The organism is Pseudomonas viciae, from assembly GCF_004786035.1.
Classification (GTDB): Bacteria; Pseudomonadota; Gammaproteobacteria; order Pseudomonadales; family Pseudomonadaceae; genus Aquipseudomonas; species Aquipseudomonas viciae.
Window position 1 is genome coordinate 3,577,843 of the sequence record NZ_CP035088.1, and the last position, 17,879, is coordinate 3,595,721.

Annotated in this window: 15 protein-coding genes; 1 reads left to right on the forward strand and 14 read right to left on the reverse strand. The window is 62.1% G+C overall.

The window, feature by feature from the left end:
* The first annotated feature begins 77 nt into the window (after window positions 1–77).
* Window positions 78–857: a TSUP family transporter gene (locus tag EPZ47_RS15885; protein ID WP_135845655.1), complete on the forward strand. Its 780-nt coding sequence runs from the start codon at window positions 78–80 to the stop codon at window positions 855–857.
* Here the strand turns inward: EPZ47_RS15885 and nudC are convergent.
* The 14 genes from nudC to EPZ47_RS15960 form a co-directional block, all read right to left on the reverse strand.
* A complete protein-coding gene (nudC, locus tag EPZ47_RS15890; RefSeq protein ID WP_135845656.1) occupies window positions 825–1,655 on the reverse strand; it encodes an NAD(+) diphosphatase in 831 nt (276 codons plus the stop codon). The genes EPZ47_RS15885 and nudC overlap by 33 nt on opposite strands.
* A gap of 6 nt (window positions 1,656–1,661) precedes the next feature.
* Complete coding sequence (locus EPZ47_RS15895) at window positions 1,662–2,474, reverse strand: crotonase/enoyl-CoA hydratase family protein (RefSeq protein ID WP_135845657.1); 813 nt, start codon at window positions 2,472–2,474, stop codon at window positions 1,662–1,664.
* 218 nt (window positions 2,475–2,692) lie between these two features.
* A complete protein-coding gene (locus tag EPZ47_RS15900) occupies window positions 2,693–4,168 on the reverse strand; it encodes an efflux transporter outer membrane subunit (RefSeq protein WP_135845658.1) in 1,476 nt (491 codons plus the stop codon).
* On the reverse strand, window positions 4,165–7,269 hold the full coding sequence (locus EPZ47_RS15905; RefSeq protein WP_135845659.1) for an efflux RND transporter permease subunit: 3,105 nt from the start codon (window positions 7,267–7,269) through the stop codon (window positions 4,165–4,167). Before EPZ47_RS15905 ends, EPZ47_RS15900 begins: the two co-directional genes overlap by 4 nt.
* 178 nt (window positions 7,270–7,447) lie before the next feature.
* Entirely contained in the window at window positions 7,448–10,543 is a 3,096-nt protein-coding gene (locus tag EPZ47_RS15915; protein ID WP_135845660.1) for an MdtB/MuxB family multidrug efflux RND transporter permease subunit, read from the reverse strand.
* Window positions 10,540–11,856 carry an MdtA/MuxA family multidrug efflux RND transporter periplasmic adaptor subunit gene (locus EPZ47_RS15920; RefSeq protein WP_135845661.1) on the reverse strand — a complete coding sequence of 439 codons (1,317 nt, stop codon included), beginning with the start codon at window positions 11,854–11,856 and terminating at the stop codon, window positions 10,540–10,542. The genes EPZ47_RS15915 and EPZ47_RS15920 overlap by 4 nt, the downstream gene beginning before the upstream one ends.
* Before the next feature lie 177 nt (window positions 11,857–12,033).
* Entirely contained in the window at window positions 12,034–12,534 is a 501-nt protein-coding gene (gene tpx, locus EPZ47_RS15925) for a thiol peroxidase (RefSeq protein ID WP_135845662.1), read from the reverse strand.
* A gap of 198 nt (window positions 12,535–12,732) precedes the next feature.
* Window positions 12,733–13,404 (reverse strand): DUF3313 domain-containing protein, encoded by a 672-nt coding sequence (locus EPZ47_RS15930; RefSeq protein ID WP_135845663.1) that lies wholly within the window; start codon window positions 13,402–13,404, stop codon window positions 12,733–12,735.
* A gap of 93 nt (window positions 13,405–13,497) precedes the next feature.
* The gene (locus tag EPZ47_RS15935; protein WP_135845664.1) at window positions 13,498–13,992 is read right to left on the reverse strand and encodes a hypothetical protein; all 495 of its coding nucleotides are present in this window, start codon (window positions 13,990–13,992) and stop codon (window positions 13,498–13,500) included.
* Between the two features lie 98 nt (window positions 13,993–14,090).
* Window positions 14,091–14,588, reverse strand: a complete 498-nt coding sequence (locus EPZ47_RS15940) for a GNAT family N-acetyltransferase (protein WP_135845665.1) — start codon at window positions 14,586–14,588, stop codon at window positions 14,091–14,093.
* A 117-nt stretch (window positions 14,589–14,705) separates the two neighbouring features.
* Window positions 14,706–15,686 carry a LysR family transcriptional regulator gene (locus EPZ47_RS15945; RefSeq protein ID WP_135845666.1) on the reverse strand — a complete coding sequence of 327 codons (981 nt, stop codon included), beginning with the start codon at window positions 15,684–15,686 and terminating at the stop codon, window positions 14,706–14,708.
* A 92-nt stretch (window positions 15,687–15,778) separates the two neighbouring features.
* Window positions 15,779–16,723 (reverse strand): peptidylprolyl isomerase, encoded by a 945-nt coding sequence (locus EPZ47_RS15950; protein WP_135845667.1) that lies wholly within the window; start codon window positions 16,721–16,723, stop codon window positions 15,779–15,781.
* Window positions 16,720–17,199 (reverse strand): YbjN domain-containing protein, encoded by a 480-nt coding sequence (locus tag EPZ47_RS15955; protein WP_135845668.1) that lies wholly within the window; start codon window positions 17,197–17,199, stop codon window positions 16,720–16,722. Before EPZ47_RS15955 ends, EPZ47_RS15950 begins: the two co-directional genes overlap by 4 nt.
* Before the next feature lie 19 nt (window positions 17,200–17,218).
* Complete coding sequence (locus EPZ47_RS15960) at window positions 17,219–17,866, reverse strand: DNA repair protein (RefSeq protein ID WP_135845669.1); 648 nt, start codon at window positions 17,864–17,866, stop codon at window positions 17,219–17,221.
* Between the last annotated feature and the right edge of the window lie 13 nt (window positions 17,867–17,879).

The following is a 17,879-nucleotide window of genomic DNA, read 5'->3' on the forward strand; positions in this document are numbered from 1 at the left end:
CGCAGCCCTGCACCATTATGGGTAACATACCGGCCTTCCCCGCAGCCCTTCTGCGATCTGCCGAATAAGTCCATTCCATGCCTTTCGAACTCAGTGTTGACCTCACTACCCTCGCTATCCTTGCCGTTGTCGCCTTCATTGCCGGTTTCATCGATGCCATAGCCGGCGGCGGTGGCCTGTTGACCACGCCTGCGCTGTTGACCGCCGGCCTGCCACCGCACCTGGTGCTGGGCACCAACAAGCTCAGCTCGACCTTCGGCTCGGCCACGGCCAGCTTCACCTTCTACAAGCGCAAGCTGTTCCACCCCCGGCAATGGACCCACGCCCTCGTCGGCACGCTGGTGGGTGCCTTGACCGGCGCCATCGTCGCCCATTACCTGCCTGCCGAATGGCTGAACAAGATGCTGCCGGTGATCGTCTTCGCTTGCGGCCTGTACCTGCTGTTCGGCGGCACGCCCAAAGCGCCGCTGGACAGCGACGCACCGATCAAGAAAACGTGGCAATCACCCCAGGGCTTCAGCCTGGGTTTCTATGACGGCGTGGCCGGCCCAGGCACGGGTGCGTTCTGGACCGTCAGCAGCCTGCTGCTCTACCCCATCGACCTGGTCAAGGCCAGCGGCGTGGCCCGCAGCATGAACTTCGTCAGCAACATCGCGGCGCTGTCGGTGTTCATCTTCTCGGGTCAGGTGGATTGGATCATCGGCCTGAGCATGGGCCTGTCGGTGATGGTCGGCGCGTTCTTCGGCGCTCGCACCGCCATCAGCGGTGGCGCGAAGTTCATTCGACCGGTGTTCATCACCGTGGTACTGGGCTTGACCGTGCGCCTAGCCTGGCAGCACTGGTTCAGCGTGGCCTAAACGCCGCGCCACGTAGAGATCGATCAGGTAACGGGCGATGGAACGCGAGGCCGGCAACGGCGGCAGGTCGTGGACGTTGAACCACTGGGCGTCCTCGATTTCATCCTCCTGGGGCACGATGTCGCCACTGGCGTATTCGGCGTGAAAGCCCAGCATCATCGAATGGGGGAACGGCCAGCACTGGCTGCCCATGTACTGGATGTTCTTCACCTCGATGCTGACCTCCTCGCGCACCTCGCGAATCAGGCAATCCTCAGCCGACTCGCCCGGTTCGGCAAACCCGGCCAGGGTGCTGTAGACGCCGGTGACGAAACGCGGCGAACGGGCCAGCAGGACTTCATCGCCGCGGGTAATCAACACGATCATGCTCGGTGAGATCCGCGGGTAATGCCGCAGATCACAGACATCGCAATACATCGCCCGCTCCAGCCGGATCTGACTCATGCGCTTACCGCAACTGCCGCAGAAACGGTGTTCCCGGGCCCAGGTACCGATCTGCGCCGCGTAGCCCAGCACTTTGTACAGCGTGTGGTCATCTTCGAGCATGAAGGCCCGCAGGCCTTTCCAGTTACAGCCGGGAACGTCCAGCGAGCTGTGCAATTCCAGCAGGTAGACCGGCTCACCATCCAGGTGGCCGATACCGTGCTCGGCAAGAATCGACAGGTCCTGGCGCTTGAGCCAGTCGCGGGGAAACAGCGCGCCGTTGTCATCGAACAGAAAGCCTTCCGGGCTACGGGCCACGGCCCAGCCGCCAGGAAGGTCGGTATCGAGTACTGCGGTGGTCCAGCGTGAAATCATGATCATTCAATCCAGAAATTCGGGCTTCTGTTTGCTCATATGGGCGGCCATGGCCACACGCAGGTCGGTCGATTGCAGCATGGCGGCGTTCCACGTGGCGACGTATTCCAGGCCGTCGTCGATGCGGTGATCGCGCATGTAGCTGATCATTTCCTTGGTACCGGTCACGGCAATCGGCGACTTGGCGGCGATTTCCCGGGCAATGCCCATCACCCCGTCGAGCAGGCTGGCGGCATCGCTGTAGACACGATTGACCAGGCCGATGCTGCGCGCTTCTTCGGCACCGAAGGTGCGCCCCGTATAAGCGAGTTCACGCAGCATGCCGTCCCCGATGATCCGCGGCAAGCGTTGCAAGGTGCCAACGTCGGCGGCCATGCCAATGTCGATTTCCTTGATGGAGAACTGGGCGTCCTCGGCGGCGTAACGCATGTCGCAGGCGGCAATCAGATCAATGGCGCCGCCCAGGCAGTAGCCCTGGATCGCTGCGAGCACCGGTTTGCGGCAGTTGTCCACGGCGTTGAACGAGGCTTGCAGTTGCAGGATCTTGCGCCGTAACAGGCGCGCATTACGCCCCACATCCTTGCCCAGTTCGTTGGCCACACCGGCCAGCATCATCAGGTCTATCCCTGAGGAAAAGTGTTTGCCAGCACCGCTGAGCACCACCACCCGTGCTTCGTCGGTGTCATCGATCCATTGGAAAATTTCGATGATCTCGCTCCAGAACGCGGCATTCATCGAGTTGATCTTTTCCGGGCGATTGATCTGCACATGGGCGATGTTGTCTGCAAGTTCGACGTTGAACGCTTGGTATTGCGACATGGCAGTGATCCTTTACCGGTTGAAAAGAGGCCTGAACTATAACAAGCCAACGCGACAGGTCGTAGACAGTGCATCGGCCAAAAGCGGGACTGCCTAGGCATTACAGGAGCCCTTGCTCGCGATAGCGGTGAACCAGTCAATACAGATGTCGGCTGACTTGACGCTATCGCGAGCAAGCTCACTCCCACAGGTTTTTGCAGCGCCCTGGTTCCTCGCGATTATTCGTTCACCTGCATCTGCCCATCCCACCCCCCACCCAGCGCAGCGATCAACTGCACGCTGGCAATCAACCGGCTCTGCTGAAGGCTCAACACATTGCGCTCATTGCTCAAGGCCGTGGCCTGGACCGTCACCACGTCAAGGTAGGCAATCAGCCCGGCCTTGTACTGGTTCTGGGTCAGGCGCAGGGATTCACGGGCGGCATCCAAGGCTTCCTGGCGCACACGAGCTTCGTCTTCCAGCACCTTGAGCTGGATCATGTAGTTTTCCACCTCGCGAAAACCGTCGAGCACGGTCTGGCGGTAGGTGGCGACGGTCTGGTCATAGGCCGCGACCGTGCGATCGACTTCCGCCGAACGCTGGCCGCCGTCAAACAGCGTCATCGCCAATTGCGGCCCTACCGACCAGAAGCGGTTCGGCACGCTGACCCAATTATCGTAGGTACTGCTGCTGTAGCCACCGCTCAGGCTCAGGGTCAGGTCCGGGTAATAGGCGGCCTTGGCCACGCCAATGTTGGCGTTGGCGGCCATCACCGAGCGTTCTGCCGAGGCGATGTCCGGTCGGCGTTCGAGCAGTTGCGACGGCAGCGCCACCGGAATTTGCGGCAGCGCCGGGATGTCCTGGGTTTCGGCCAGGTTGAACTCGGCGGGCGGCAGGCCCATCAGCACGGCGATGGCGTTTTCGAACTGGGCCCGCTGCCAGATCAGGTCGATCAGGTCGCCCTGGGTGGTCTTGAGCTGGTTCTGCGCCTGGGCCACCGCATCCTTGCCGGACACCCCGGCGCGGTACTGGTTTTCGGTCATCTTCAGCGAGCGCTGATAGTTGTCGACGGTGGTCTGCAACAGGCGTTTCTGTTCATCGATGACCCGCAATTGCAGGTAGTTCTGCACCAACTCCGATTGCTGACTCAGGCGCATCGCGGCCAGGTCGGCGAAGCTGGCTTGCGCGCTGGCCTCGTCGGCTTCCAGGGTCCGACGCAGTTTGCCCCAGACGTCGGCCTCCCAACTGACTCCGGCCTGGGCATTGTAGGTGTCGCGGATGCCGCTGGAGGAGCTGCTCAGGCTCGAACTGCTGCTGCCGGTGCCCTGGCTGGAGCGGGTCTTGCCCACGGTCAGGTCGACGGTCGGAAAAAATGCGCCACGGGCACTGCGCACCAGCGCCCGGGCCTGCCGGTACTGGGCTTCGGCCTGGGCCACGGTCTGGTTGGAGGTGTTGAGTTTCTCCACCAAACCATTGAGCTGCGCGTCACCGTACAACTCCCACCAGGCGCCACGGGCCAACGCGTCACTGGGGTTGGCCTGGCGCCAGCCCTGGGCCTCCTTGTACTGCACCGGCGCGGCAGCCGGCGGGCGCTGGTAATCCGGGCCGATGGCGCAGGCGCTGAGCATCGCCACGCACAGGGCCAGGCTCAGCACCCGCGAGCCACGGGCAGTCGCCAGCGGTGCGGCAAGATTGAAAAGCGAACGGTCGGTCATAGCGGAGTTTCCAGGGCAGCATCAGTGCGCACGCCGCGCCAGCGATTGAAACGATGGCGCAGTTTATCGAGATAAAGGTAAACCACCGGGGTGGTGTAAAGGGTCAGGACCTGGCTGAACACCAGCCCACCGATGATGGTCAGGCCCAGCGGCTGGCGCATTTCCGAACCTTCGGCGGCACCGAGTAGCAGCGGCAAGGCGCCGAGGATCGCCGCCAGCGTGGTCATCAGGATCGGTCGCAAGCGCAACAGGCAGGCACTGCGGATCGACTCCAGCGGCGCCTGGCCTGCGCGTTCCAACTGCAGCGCCAGGTCAATCATCAGGATCGCGTTTTTCTTCACCACACCGATCAGCAGGAACAACCCCAACAGGGAGATCAGGCTGAACTCCCCGCCCAGTGCGTAGATCGACAGCAACGCGCCGACCCCGGCCGATGGCAAGGTGGACAGAATGGTCAACGGATGGATGTAGCTTTCGTACAGCACGCCCAGCACCAGGTACACCGCCAGCAACGCGCCCAGGATCATGAACGGCTGGCTCTTCTGGGTGGCGGCGAAGGCGTCGGCGGTGCCGGCCATTTTCGCGATGACATCCTCGGGCAAGCCCAGCTTGGCGATGGCCCGTTCAATGGCAGCGGTGCCCTGCTCCACCGTCACGCCTTCGGCCATGTCGAAGGAGATGCCCTCGGACGCGAACTGGCCTTCATGGCTGACCCGGTCGTCCTCCAGGCTGTTTTCATAATGGGCAATGGCCGACAGCGGCACGCGCGCGCCGTCAGCGGTAATGACCTGGACCTGTTCAAGGGTCTTGGGGTCCTGGGCGTACTTGGGATTGACCTCCATTACCACCTGATACTGGTTGAGGCTGTCGTAGATGGTGGAAATCTGCCGCTGGCTGTAGGCGTTGTTCAGCACGGCGGTGACCATGTCCATATCGATGCCCAGGCGCTTGGCCTGGTCGCGATCCACCACCAGCGTCACCTGCTGGGCACCACCGCCGTCACGGGCGTCGATGGCGGTCAGTTCCGGCAAGGCACGGAAGGCGGCCACCACCTTGGGGTACCACGTGCGCAGGGAGGCCAGGTCTGCGCTTTGCAGGATGTAGGAGAACTGCGAAGTGGTCTGCTCGCGGCCGCCGCCAAACTGCAGGTCCTGGTCGGCCATCAGCATCAATTGGCCGCCGGGAACCTTGGGCATTTCCTTGCGCAGGCGCTCGATGACTTTCTGCGCGGAAATCCCGCGCTCCTTGATCGGCTTGAGGCGCACCAGCATGAAGGCATTGTTGGTGCCGTTGTTGCCGCCGATGAAACCGGCGACGCTCTGCACCGCCTCGTCCTTGAGCACGGCGCGGCGAAAGATTTCCATCTTCGGCTGCATTACGTTGAACGACAGTCCGTCATCGCCACGCACGAAACCTATCAACTGGCCGGTGTCCTGCTGCGGCATGAAGGTCTTTGGCACTACCACGTACAACGCGATGTTCACGCCAATGGTCAGCAACAGGCTCAGCAAGGTCAGGCGCCGATGGCGCAGGACCCAGTCGAGGCTGGTGGCGTAACCACGGACCATCCGCTCGTTGAGCCGCTGGCTCCAGCGCTGCAAGCGGTTCTCCTGACCAGGCACGTGCGGCTTGAGCCAACGCGCACAGAGCATGGGCGTGAGGGTCAGCGACACCACCAGCGAGACCACGATGGACGCCGCCAGGGTGATGGAAAACTCACGGAACAGGCTCTCGATGATCCCGCCCATGAACAGGATCGACAGGAACACCGCCACCAGCGAGACGTTCATCGACAACAACGTAAAGCCGACTTCTTCGGCCCCCAGGTAGGCGGCTTTCATCGGCGGCACGCCTTCGTCGATGTGCCGGGAGATGTTCTCCAGCACCACGATGGCATCGTCCACCACCAATCCGGTGGCCAGGATCAGCGCCATCAGTGACAGGTTGTTCAAGGAAAAGCCGTAGAGGTACATCACCGCGAATGTGCCCACCAGCGACACCGGCACCGCCAGGGTCGGGATCAGTGAAGCGCGGAAATTACCGAGAAACAGGAACACCACCAGCACCACCAGGGCGACGGCGATCAGCAAGGTCATTTCCGCTTCATGCAGCGTGGCCTTGATTACCGGCGAGCGGTCCATGGCCAGGTTCAACTTGACGCTGGCCGGCAGCACGGCCTGCAACGCCGGCAGTTGGGCCTTGATCTCGTTGACCGTCTCGATGATGTTGGCGCCGGCCTGGCGGTTGATCACCAGCAGCACGGCGGCATCGTTATTGAAGAATCCACTGTTGTAGCGATCCTCGACACTGTCGGTGACTTTCGCCACGTCCTTGAGCCGCAGCACCGAGCCGTCCTGGTAGCGGATGATCAGCGTTTCGTAGTCCTTGGCCTTCTCCAACTGGTCATTGGCCTGGACCTGCCACATGCGTCGGTCATCCTCCACCGAACCCTTGGGCCGGCGTACGTTGCTGTCGGCAATGGCGGTGCGCACATCATCCAGGGCCACGCCGTACTGATTGAGCAACTGCGGTTCCAGTTCGATACGTACCGCCGGCAAGGAGCTGCCGCCAATCTGCACCTCGCCGACGCCCGAGACCTGGGACAGGCTCTGGGACAGGATGGTCGAAGCCAGGTCGTAGAGCTGGCCCTTTTCCAACACATCCGAGGTCAGCGACAGCACCATGATCGGCGCCTGGGACGGGTTGACCTTCTTATAGGTCGGCATACTGCGCATGCCGCTGGGCAGCAAATTACGCGAGGCGTTGATTGCCGCTTGTACCTCCCGCGCCGCGCCGTTGATGTCGCGGTCCAGGTCGAATTGCAGGATCACCCGGGTCGAGCCCTGGCTGGAACGGCTGCTCATGGTGTTGACGCCGGCGATGGCGCCGAAGGAGCGTTCCAGCGGGGTCGCTACGGTGGAAGCCATCACCTCGGGGCTGGCCCCGGGCAAGTTGGCCTGGACCACGATCACCGGAAAATCCATCTGCGGTAGCGGTGCAACCGGCAACAGGCCAAAGCACACACCGCCGAGCAGCATGATGGCGAAGCTCAGGAGCATGGTTGCTACAGGGCGGCGGATGAAGGGGCCGGACAGGTTCATCGGCAGCCGCTCCAGACTTCAAGCGACTGGCTGCAAGAAATGGCTAGGCTTTTGTGGTGAGGGAGCTTGCTCCCGCTTGAGTGCGCAGCGCTCACAAAAGGGGCTGCTGCGCAGCCCAGCGGGAGCAAGCTCCCTCGCCACGAAAAGCCTCCATGTCCCAGGATTCCGGACGCGGCCATCATACCTGGACCTCTTTCCCTTCCGGCTTGGCAAACCGCCGCCCCAGACGATCAAAATACAGGTAGATCACCGGGGTGGTGAACAACGTCAGTATCTGGCTCACCAACAACCCACCCACCATCACCAACCCCAGGGGCTGGCGCAGTTCGGCACCGGAACCGGTGGCGAGCATCAGCGGCACCGCGCCGAACAAGGCCGCCAAGGTGGTCATCAGGATCGGCCGGAAGCGCAGCAACGCAGCCTGGTAGATCGCCGTCTGCGGGTCCATGCCCTGGTTGCGTTCGGCGTCAAGGGCGAAGTCGATCATCATGATCGCGTTCTTCTTCACGATGCCGATCAGCAGGATGATGCCGATGATTGCGATCAAGCCCAGGTCGTTGCCACTGATGATCAACGCCAGCAAGGCGCCGATGGCCGCCGAGGGCAATGTCGAGAGGATAGTGATCGGGTGGATGTAGCTCTCGTACAAAACGCCCAGGACGATGTACATGGTCACCACCGCCGCCAGGATCAGCAGCAAGGTGCTCGACAACGATGCCTGGAACGCCTGGGCCGCGCCCTGGAACTCGGTCTGCACGCCCACCGGCATGCCGATGTCCTGCTGGACCTTCTCGATCACATCCACCGCATGCCCGAGGGCCACGCCCGGCGCGAGATTGAACGACATCATCACCGCTGGAAACTGACCGATATGGGCAATCGCCAGTTGCGCCTGACGCTCCTCGACACGGGCCAGGCTCGACAGTCGGACCTGGCCGCCATCGGTGGTCTTGACGTGAATCTGATCCAGCGCCTGCGGTCCGATCCGTTCCCCAGCCTGGGCTTGCAGCACCACACGGTACTGGCTGGCCTGGGTGTAGATGGTGGAAATCTGCCGCTGGCCGAAGGCGTCATACAACGCATCGGTGATGTTCGACACCGACACGCCCAGGCGTGAGGCGGCGTCGCGGTCGATCACCAGATAAACCTGCAAGCCCTTATCCTGCAAGTCACTGGCGACGTCGGTCAGTTCCGGCTGCTGGGCCAGGGCCTCGACCAGACGACCGCTCCAGAGGCTGAGCAACTCGGCGTCCGGCGACGACAGGCTGAACTGGTACTGGGTGCGACTGACCCGATCTTCGATGGTCAGGTCCTGCACCGGTTGCATGAACAGGCGGATGCCCACCAATCGGTCCAACTGGGGCTGCAAGCGGGTAATGATCTCGCTGGCGCTGTCATCCCGCTCGCTGTGGGGCTTGAGGTTGATCAGCAGCCGGCCACTGTTGAGCGTGGCGTTGTCGCCGTCCACGCCGATGTAGGAAGACAGACTCTCCACCGCCGGGTCGGCGAGGATCACCTTGGCCAGTTGCTGCTGGCGCTCGCTCATGGCCGCGAAGGAAATCGACTGCGGCGCCTCGGAAATGCCCTGGATTACCCCCGTGTCCTGCACCGGAAAAAAGCCCTTGGGCACGGCCAGGTACAACACCACCGTCAGCACCAGGCTGCCCACCGCTACCAGCAGGGTCAACGGCTGATGCTTGAGCACCCACTGCAACTTGCGCCCATAGGCGGCGATCAGCCAGTCGATCCAGGCGCCGCTGGCGCGGTAGAAACGGCCCTGTTCTGCCTCCTTGGGTTCACGCTTGAGCAGCCGGGCGCACATCATCGGCGTCAGGGTCAGGGACACCACCAGGGAAATCAGGATCGCCACCGCAAGCGTGATGGCGAACTCACGGAACAGCCGCCCCACCACGTCGGCCATGAACAACAGCGGGATCAGCACTGCAATCAGCGACAAGGTCAGGGAGATCAACGTGAAACCGATCTGCTTGGCGCCCTTGAGCGCAGCCTGCAATGGGCTGTCGCCCTCTTCGATGTAGCGGGCGATGTTCTCCAGCATGACGATGGCATCGTCCACCACGAAACCGGTGGCGATGGTCAAGGCCATCAGCGTCAGGTTGTTGATGGAGAACCCGGCCAGGTACATCACGCCAAACGTACCGATCAACGACAGCGGCACGGCCACCGACGGAATGATGGTAGCGCTGACGCGACGCAGGAACAGGAACGTCACCATGACCACCAGGACGATGGCGATCAGCAATTCATGCTGCACGTCGGTGACCGAGGCGCGGATGGTCTGGGTGCGGTCGGTGAGCACCGTGACGTCCAGGCCGGCCGGCAGGTTGTCGGTGATGCTCGGTAGCAGGGCCTTGATCCGGTCCACCACTTCGATGACGTTGGCCCCTGGCTGGCGCTGGATGTTCAGCAGCACGGCCTGGTTTTCATTGGCCCAGGCGGCAAGACGCTCGTTTTCAGCGCCGTCGACAATCTGCGCCACATCCTTGAGCCGCAACGGTGCGCCGTTGGCGTAGGCCAGGATCAGTTCGGCGTAATCCTTGGGCGAGGTCAACTGATCGTTGGCGTCGAGCATCGAGACCCGGGTCGGGCCGTCGAAGTTACCCTTGGGCTGGTTGACGTTGGAAGCCCCGATCAGGGTGCGCACATCCGCCAGGTTCAGGCCGTTGGCCGCCAGGGCCTCGGGGTTGACCTTGATCCGCACGGCCTGGCGCTGGCCACCGGCGATGGTGACCATGCCCACCCCGCTGATCTGGGCGATTTTCTGCGCCATGCGGGTGTCCACCAGGTCATTGAGCTTGGGCAGCAGCATGGTCTTGGAGGTGATTGCCAGGGTCAGCACCGGGGTATCCGCCGGGTTGACCTTGTTGTACACCGGCGGTGCCGGCAGGTCCTTGGGCAACAGATTGGTGGCCGCGTTGATCGCCGCCTGCACCTGCTGCTCGGCGACGTCCATGTTGATGTCGAGGTTGAAGCGCAGGGTAATCACCGACGCGCCGCCGGAACTGGTGGAGGCCATCTGCGTCAGGCCCGGCATCTGCCCGAACTGGCGCTCCAGGGGGGCGGTCACCGCGCTGGTCATCACATCGGGGCTGGCGCCCGGGTACAGGGTCATCACGCGGATGGTCGGGTAATCGACCTGGGGCAATGCCGACACCGGCAGCAGCCGATAGGCGATCAGGCCAGCCAGGATGATGGCCAGCATGCTCAGGGTGGTGGCGACCGGGCGAAGGATGAACAGCCGCGAGAGATTCATGCGCCGCCCTTTTTCGCCTTGTCGGCCACGGCCGATTCAGTCGGGGTCGCCGCGGTTTTGCCTTGCAGGTGCTCGGTCGGCGTAGTGGGTACGTCCTGGCTGTCGTTGACCACTTCCACTTCGCTGCCCTCCTTCAAGCGATCGGTACCTTCGAGCACGACCCGGTCGCCAGCGGCCAGGCCTTCGGTGACCACGGTATTTTCACCGTCGCTGGCGCCGATTTTCAGCTTTTTGATGGTGACTTTCTTATCGCCGTCCAAGGCATAGACGAAGGTGCCGTTGGTGCCGAACTGAATGGCGGCCGTCGGCGCCAGGACCACACCTTTGAGGGTGTCGGCCAGCAGGTGGACGTTGACGAATTGGTTGGGGAACAGCGACTGGTCGCGGTTGTCGTAGCGGGCCTTGAATTTCAGGGTGCCGGTGGTGATGTCAATCTGGTTGTCCAGGCTTTGCAGCACACCGCTGGCCTGGAGTTTCACGTCGCCACGGTCCCAGGCGTCGACCGGCAGTTTCGCCCCGCTGCGGTAGCGGGCGAGCACTGTGTCGAGGTTGTTTTCCGGCAGGGTGAACACCACGCTGATGGGCTGGGTCTGGGTGATCACCGCCAGAGCCGTGGTGTCGTTGGCCGCCACCAGGTTGCCGACGTCCAGTTGTCGCAGGCCGACCCGCCCGGAAATCGGCGCACGAATCTTGGTGAACTCCAGGTTGAGCTTGGCGTCGTTGACCGCCGCCTGGTTGGTCTTGACCGTGCCCTGATACTGACCCACCAGCGCGGCGGCGGTGTCGAGGGTCTGCTTGGCAATGCTGTCCTCGGCATACAGGCCACGATAACGCTCGAGGTCCACCTGGGCATTCTTCAATTGGGCCTGGTTCTGCAACAGCGTGCCTTCGGCCTGGAGCAAAGCGTTCTGGTACGGACGCGGATCGATCTCGACCAGCAGGTCCCCGGCCTTGACCATTTGCCCTTCTTCAAAAGCAATCTTGACCAGCTCACCGCCCACCCGGCTGCGCACATTGATGGTGTTGAGGGCCGTGACCGTACCCAGCGCCTTGTAGTACAGCGGGAAATCCCCGGTGACCGCCGGTGCCACCCGCACCGGGATGGGCCCCGTTGCACCGCCGAACCCAGGTCGCATGCCACCCGATCGTCCCATGTGTCCAGCTGCGGCCTTCTGCTCTGCCGCGGTTTTTGGAGCCGTGCCGGCGGGCCAGAATTTCCAGACCAGCAGCGCGACGACCAATACGACAAACAGACCGAACAGCCAGCGACGGGAATTGCGGGAAACAGAGGATTGCATGGAGTGATCAACCATTGGGCGCGTGGGCTTCTTTTACAGGAGGCTGAACGATAAGCACTGGCAGGTATTTAGCAAAGCGCCTTTACCGGCAATTTACCTTTGGCTTACGCATCGCATAGTCGGCTAAGGCCTTGAAGCGCAAATAAAAACGGCCTGGACGAGACCAGGCCGTTAATAATTGTAATAAATACGTTACTTCAGAACGGCGAGCGCGGCGTCGTAGTTCGGTTCTTCACCGATTTCCTTGACCAATTCGCTGTGCAGCACGGAGTCGTTTTCGTCCAGCACGACCACGGCACGGGCGGTCAGGCCTTTCAGCGGACCGTCAGCGATGGCCACGCCGTAGTTCTCGATGAACTCGGCACCACGCAGTGTGGACAGGTTCTGAACATTTTCCAGGCCTTCGGCACCGCAGAAACGTGCCTGGGCGAACGGCAGGTCAGCCGAGATGCACAGCACCACAGTATTTTTCAGATCATTGGCCTGGGCGTTGAACTTGCGTACGGAGGTCGCGCAGGTCGGGGTGTCGACGCTTGGGAAAATGTTCAGCACTTTGCGCTTGCCGGCGAAATCCTTCAGGGAAACGTCCGACAGATTGCCGGCCACCAGGGAAAAGGCTGGCGCCTTGGAACCGGCTTGTGGCAACTGGCCATTGACTTGAACCGGGTTGCCTTTGAGAGTGACTTGAGCCATGAACGGTTTCCTTCTGACTTGTTTGAAAATGGTGGAGGCCGGAGTTAACCATAAAACGGCTTCTCGACCTATGGCTGGATTATGTAGGAGCTGGCAAAACCTGCGATCTTTTGATTCTTGATTTTTCGCTTGAGACTCAAGTGTCAGGGGAAAGATCGCAGCCTCGCTTCGCTCGGCAGCGCCTACGGATGTCAGCGCCTATTTAGCCTTGAGCTTGAGAAACGACTGGTGCAGATCCGCCGCCCAGCCATCGATCACGCCCTTGACGTCATCGGGTTTCATCACCTGGGACTCGTTGGACAACGGTTTACCGGTGCCTTTGCGCACCACCTGGGCAACCACCGCATTGCTGCCACCGTCGAGGAACACCGCTTCGGTGCCCAGTGTGGTTTCCTGGTCGCGAATGCCGCTGGCAGTGCTGACGGCGGCGGCCACCAACGCAATCGGAACCACCTCATAGGGTTTCAGGCCTTCGGTCTTGCTGCTGACTGCGGTAATGGCCGCGCGCATCACCAATACCCCCGGCCCGGGCGCGGTTGCCAAGGGCAAGGATTTTCCCGCTTCGCGCTTGAGCGCCTGGTCGTAGTAACCGGTGATGCCGGACAAGGTCGCCTGGGGGATCCTGGTGGTCGGCTGCGGCTTGGGATAAAGCTGCGTCGGCTCGATGTAAAGGCTGGTGTACTTGCCCGGATCGATCTTGGGATCGACCCAGCGCATCACCTCGGCCCCCGACGGTGATTTTTCCTCCTTGAGCCGGCTGTAATCCCCCAGGAAACCGGAGTATTCATCCGGCTGGGTGATCTTGCTGGAGCAACCCGCCAAGGCGAGCGAGGCGATGCATACGGTGCCAATCATTGACGCGAACTTCATGCTGTCACTCCTGTAAGCCACACGAGATGGGGCCGGGCATTACAGGTATAGCCAATGGTCAGGTTTTTGCCTGCTCTGAAAAGAACAAGTGATTCAGCTTCGCTCACGCGGTATCAGGCTTTGTAACTGCTGTGCGAGAAAACCGGCGTCGAAGGCAAACGTGTCCGGGTCTTTCAACCCGTTGGTCCGGCGCCATTGCCACTGCACCGAAGGTGGCTGGCAAACCAGCGAAATGCTGCCATAACGTGTTGCGGTCAGTCCCATGATCGACAGGGAAATCTGTCCGCCCGGCCCCATGACCTCCGGCACGAACTCCACCGGCTTGCCGGTAATGGACAAGGTCAGTTTTTCCGTCTTGAAAGCCGACGTTTCTACCGGAACACTCGGCCCATGCGCCACATACGCCTCACGGCGCAACTCCAGGAGGTTCGGCGCCATGATTGGCGCCAGCCATTGTTCGATTTGCCCGTACAACGCCTCGATCTGTTGCGCCCACACCGCTGCCTGGGCCTGGTGCTGTTGCTTCTTGTGCGCCTCGCTGTCGGCGTAGTGACGAAGCATCTCGCCCAATTGCTGTACATCGTCCATGCGCTGTTCCTCGATTAAGGGCCTGCTGCGAAACTGGATGATGACAGGTTCAAGACGCCGGCGTACGCAAAAGCCACTTCGCCTGACCGGCTGCCCCTTCAGCGCAGTCGCGCCATGGCCAGGGTGTCCACCCAGCGCCCGTCACGCACGGCATAGTCGCGCATCAAGCCTTCGGTTTCGAAGCCGAACTTTCGGTACAACCCGATGGCGGCCTCATTGTCAGCGTATACGGTCAACTCGACCCGCCGCAGATTCATCCAATTGTCCGCCACGTCCAGCGCGGCGGCCAGCAGCATCGAACCCACGCCCCTGCCCTGCCAGGCGACTGCCACCCCCATGCCCAGACTGCCGCAATGAGCACGACGGATGCGCGAGTACTGTTCCAGCCCGAGATTACCGATGACCTCGCCCTGATGCAGCGCCACCAGTTTCACCAGGCGTTCATCATCCATCGCCAGGCGCTTGCGCCAGACCTCGGTGGACTGGAAAGGCATCTGCAGCACCTGACGGGTGACCGCCGGGTCGTTGTAGAGCGCGGTGACACCTGTGATATGGGCTTCAGTGAAGCGTGCAAGGGTGATTGAAAACTCGGACATGTGGCTCCTCCCTGGAGAGATGACAAGGCCAATCACTATAAGCCGTCGATCATCCAAGTGGCCAGGTCCCCTGTGGGAGCGAGCAAGCTCGTTCCCACAGGTTTATCGCGATGCCAACTAGGGTTGAAACCACTCCCTGCGTTCATCCAGAGTGTGGTGAATCAGCTCGACGAGCATCTGCACCTCCGGCGAGCCTTGGGCCTGGGCGTTGATTGCCATCCACAGGTGGCGCTGCATCGGCAGGCCGAACAGCCCCGGCAAGGCGACCAGACCCCGGTCAAAGCGACTCATGTACTGCGGCAACAGGCCAATGCAGGCGCTGCAGCGAATCATTTCCAGCATCAATTCGTAGGATTGCACCTGCACCACACCCACACGGCGTTGCTCCATCAAGGCGTTCCACGGCGTGAAATTGTCCACCTGACGGTCCGCCTGCCATTGCACCAGCATGTAATCGTTCAAGTCGTCCAGACAGTCCGGGCGGGTCGTCGGTCTTGAATAACGTTTGGCGATATGCGGCACATAATCCAGGCGTCCCAGTCGCTCTGGCGCCAGGGTGGCAAAACTCGGCCCCGGCACCGCGGCGTGCGCATCGCTCAACCACAGCACCAGGTCGGCAGTGACAGCCTGCAGCGCCAGTTCACTGTCCAGGGTAATGATCTGCAAGCGCACGCTGGCATTGCGTCGCAGCAAGGAGATCAGGTTGCGGCCCAGGATGTCATGCAGGATCGACTCGGCCACAGCCAGGCGAATCAGCGGTTGATCGGCCAGGGACGGCAGGCCTTCGTTAGCCAGGGCCACCAGCCGCGCCTGCAACTGCCGGCCTTCACGACTGAGGGTCAAGGTGTTGCCCTGAAAGCTGAACAACGTGCATTGCAGGCGCGCCTCCAGATGCGCCAGTTGCTTGCGCAACCAGGTCGTCTTGACGTTGAGGCTGCGGGCCGCCTGCATGAAGCAGCCGCAACGGGCACTGACCAGAAAACACTGCGCCACCTGCGGCTCGATACCCCCGACCAGCGCCAGCCAGGGAGCGGGAACACGCAACGGCGTGCGATAAGGGGTAATAGCCTGGCGTCCTGCGGGCTCGATGAATGACATTGGTGACTCCCTGTCGGTTATGCGAATACGTGTGGCTGCGCGAGTCTTCCAAACAACACAGCTCCCTCGCCACGGGTTTGGTGTAGACCTGGCTAAAGCCCCTCCTCCAACACCTTGCTCAACTGTGCCCCATCAATACTCAAGGTCGCGGTGTCGAGCATGCCGTCCAGGTAGGCCTTGGCGATCTGCTCCTGGCGCTGGGCGCGCAAGGCCTGGGTCAGGCGCTCGCGGACTTCGTCCAGGGTCGCCTCCCGGGCCGGTTGTTGTTCGGTGAGCTTGATCACATGAAACCCCGCCGCACTCTGCACCGGGTCCGACACAGCGCCGATTTTCAAGCGTGCCACCGCCTCACGCACCGGCGGCACCAGTTGCTGCAGCGGCTGGAAACCACTGTCGCCACCGCGCTCGGCACTGGCGCGATCCTGGGAAAAACGGCTGGCCAGGACGGCAAAATCGGCGGGCGACGCCTGGGCTTTTTTGCTCAGCTCCAGCGCTTGCCGGCGCACCGCTTCTACCGTTTGCGGCTCGGTCGCCGCCAGGAAAATCTGACTCACCCGGTACAACGCTGGCGCGGTCCAATTGGCTTTCCCGGCGTCGTAAGCCTGTTTCAACTCTTCGTCACTGGGAAAGCCGGCCGGCACCTGGCTGACTGACTGCAAGTAGTCGCGAAAGACGATTTGCTCGACGGCAGCCTGCGTCTGGCGTTCCACTTCCGGACGCTGCCGCCAGCCCTGGGCATCGGCTTGCTCCAGCACGGCTTTTTCCGCCAGCCGCGCACGGATCCAACCTTCCAGCGCGGCCCGGTTGCCACGCATTTGCTGGCGAACTTCGGGGGCCAGGGTTGCCAACAACGTCTTGAGTTCATCAGGGCTGACTTGCTGGTTGCCCAGCCGCGCCAGGCTCGGCGCGTCGACTGAAACAACGCTTGCGGCTTGCACCGCAGCCACCGGATCGTTGCCCGGCCGCAGGCCAAGCACCACGGCCACGGCGACCAGCCCTAGCGCCGCGGCGCTGATGACGACAGTCGGTTTTTTCACGATGCGGCAACCTCCTCCAGCGAGACCTCGGCGGCCTCGTCCTGGGTTTGCACTCGCGCCGCGTTCTGGCTGTATTCGCGCAGGTAGACAATGAACTCCTGCAACAGGCGATCCCACAGCTCCAGATTGCTGCGCAAATGATCGGCGCTCACGCCTGCGGCGACCACCACGTCCATTTCCATCACCAGGAACTCGCCTTGCAGCGACAAACGGGCAAAGCGCCGCGAGGCGTTCCACAGTTCCACCAACCCGGCCGGCAACTCACCCTGCACGCGCAAGGCGCAGCTAAAGGTGAAGTCCAGATACTCGCCCGCCGTCGGCGCCGGGTTGCCGAAGCGCACCGCATAGCCGATGCCCTGGCTGGCACTGAGCAGCTGCACGATGCCGTTTTGCTCGGTTTCGTTGACCCGGTATCCGGCGGTCTGCAACAGCTCGGTCAGGGACTTTACCGAGACGTGTTCGATCATTGAAGTCATGTCGATTCTTCCTTGCTAATCAGTGAGTGATCGAGGCCTGGGGCGCATCGAAACGGTTCTTGTAGAGGTCATCGCCAAAGCCTTGGGCCAGTTCTTCGAAACGCACCCGAGTCTTGGCGGCGAACGGCTGGCGGATCTTCATGATGTCGCTCACATCAATGGTTTCGTAGGCGTGGAGCAGCGTCTTGGCGACTTCGTACATCTGCTGATTCTTGACCGAACATTGCTGCACTTGTGTGTCACGCTCGGTCAATTGCGCCGCCAGACGCGCGCGCTCGGTCTCCTTGCCACGGGCCAGGGTCAACAGTTCGTCGTAGGCTTTCTTGAACTTGCCGATCTGCTCGTTGCTGGCCGCGACCTGCGCCTGGGCCTGGCTTTGCAGGTTTTGCTGGTGCCCGGCCAACTGCTCATTCAGGGCCTGGGCCTTGCTCAGTTGTGCAGTCAATTGCTTGATCTGCGCCTGGGCCTCCTTGGCTTGGCCCTCTGCAGCCTGCCGCGCTGCGCTGGCCTGGGCCTGTTCGCTCTGCAGGGCTTGCAACTGCGCGGTGGTGCTGCGCAGCTGGGCCCGCAGTCGTTCTTCCAGGCCTTCGCCGTGAGCCAGGCCGCTCAGCAGCAGCCCCAGCACCAGCAACGCACCCGGACATGGGTATTTGGCTCGCCTTTTCATGAGGCCTCCCTGC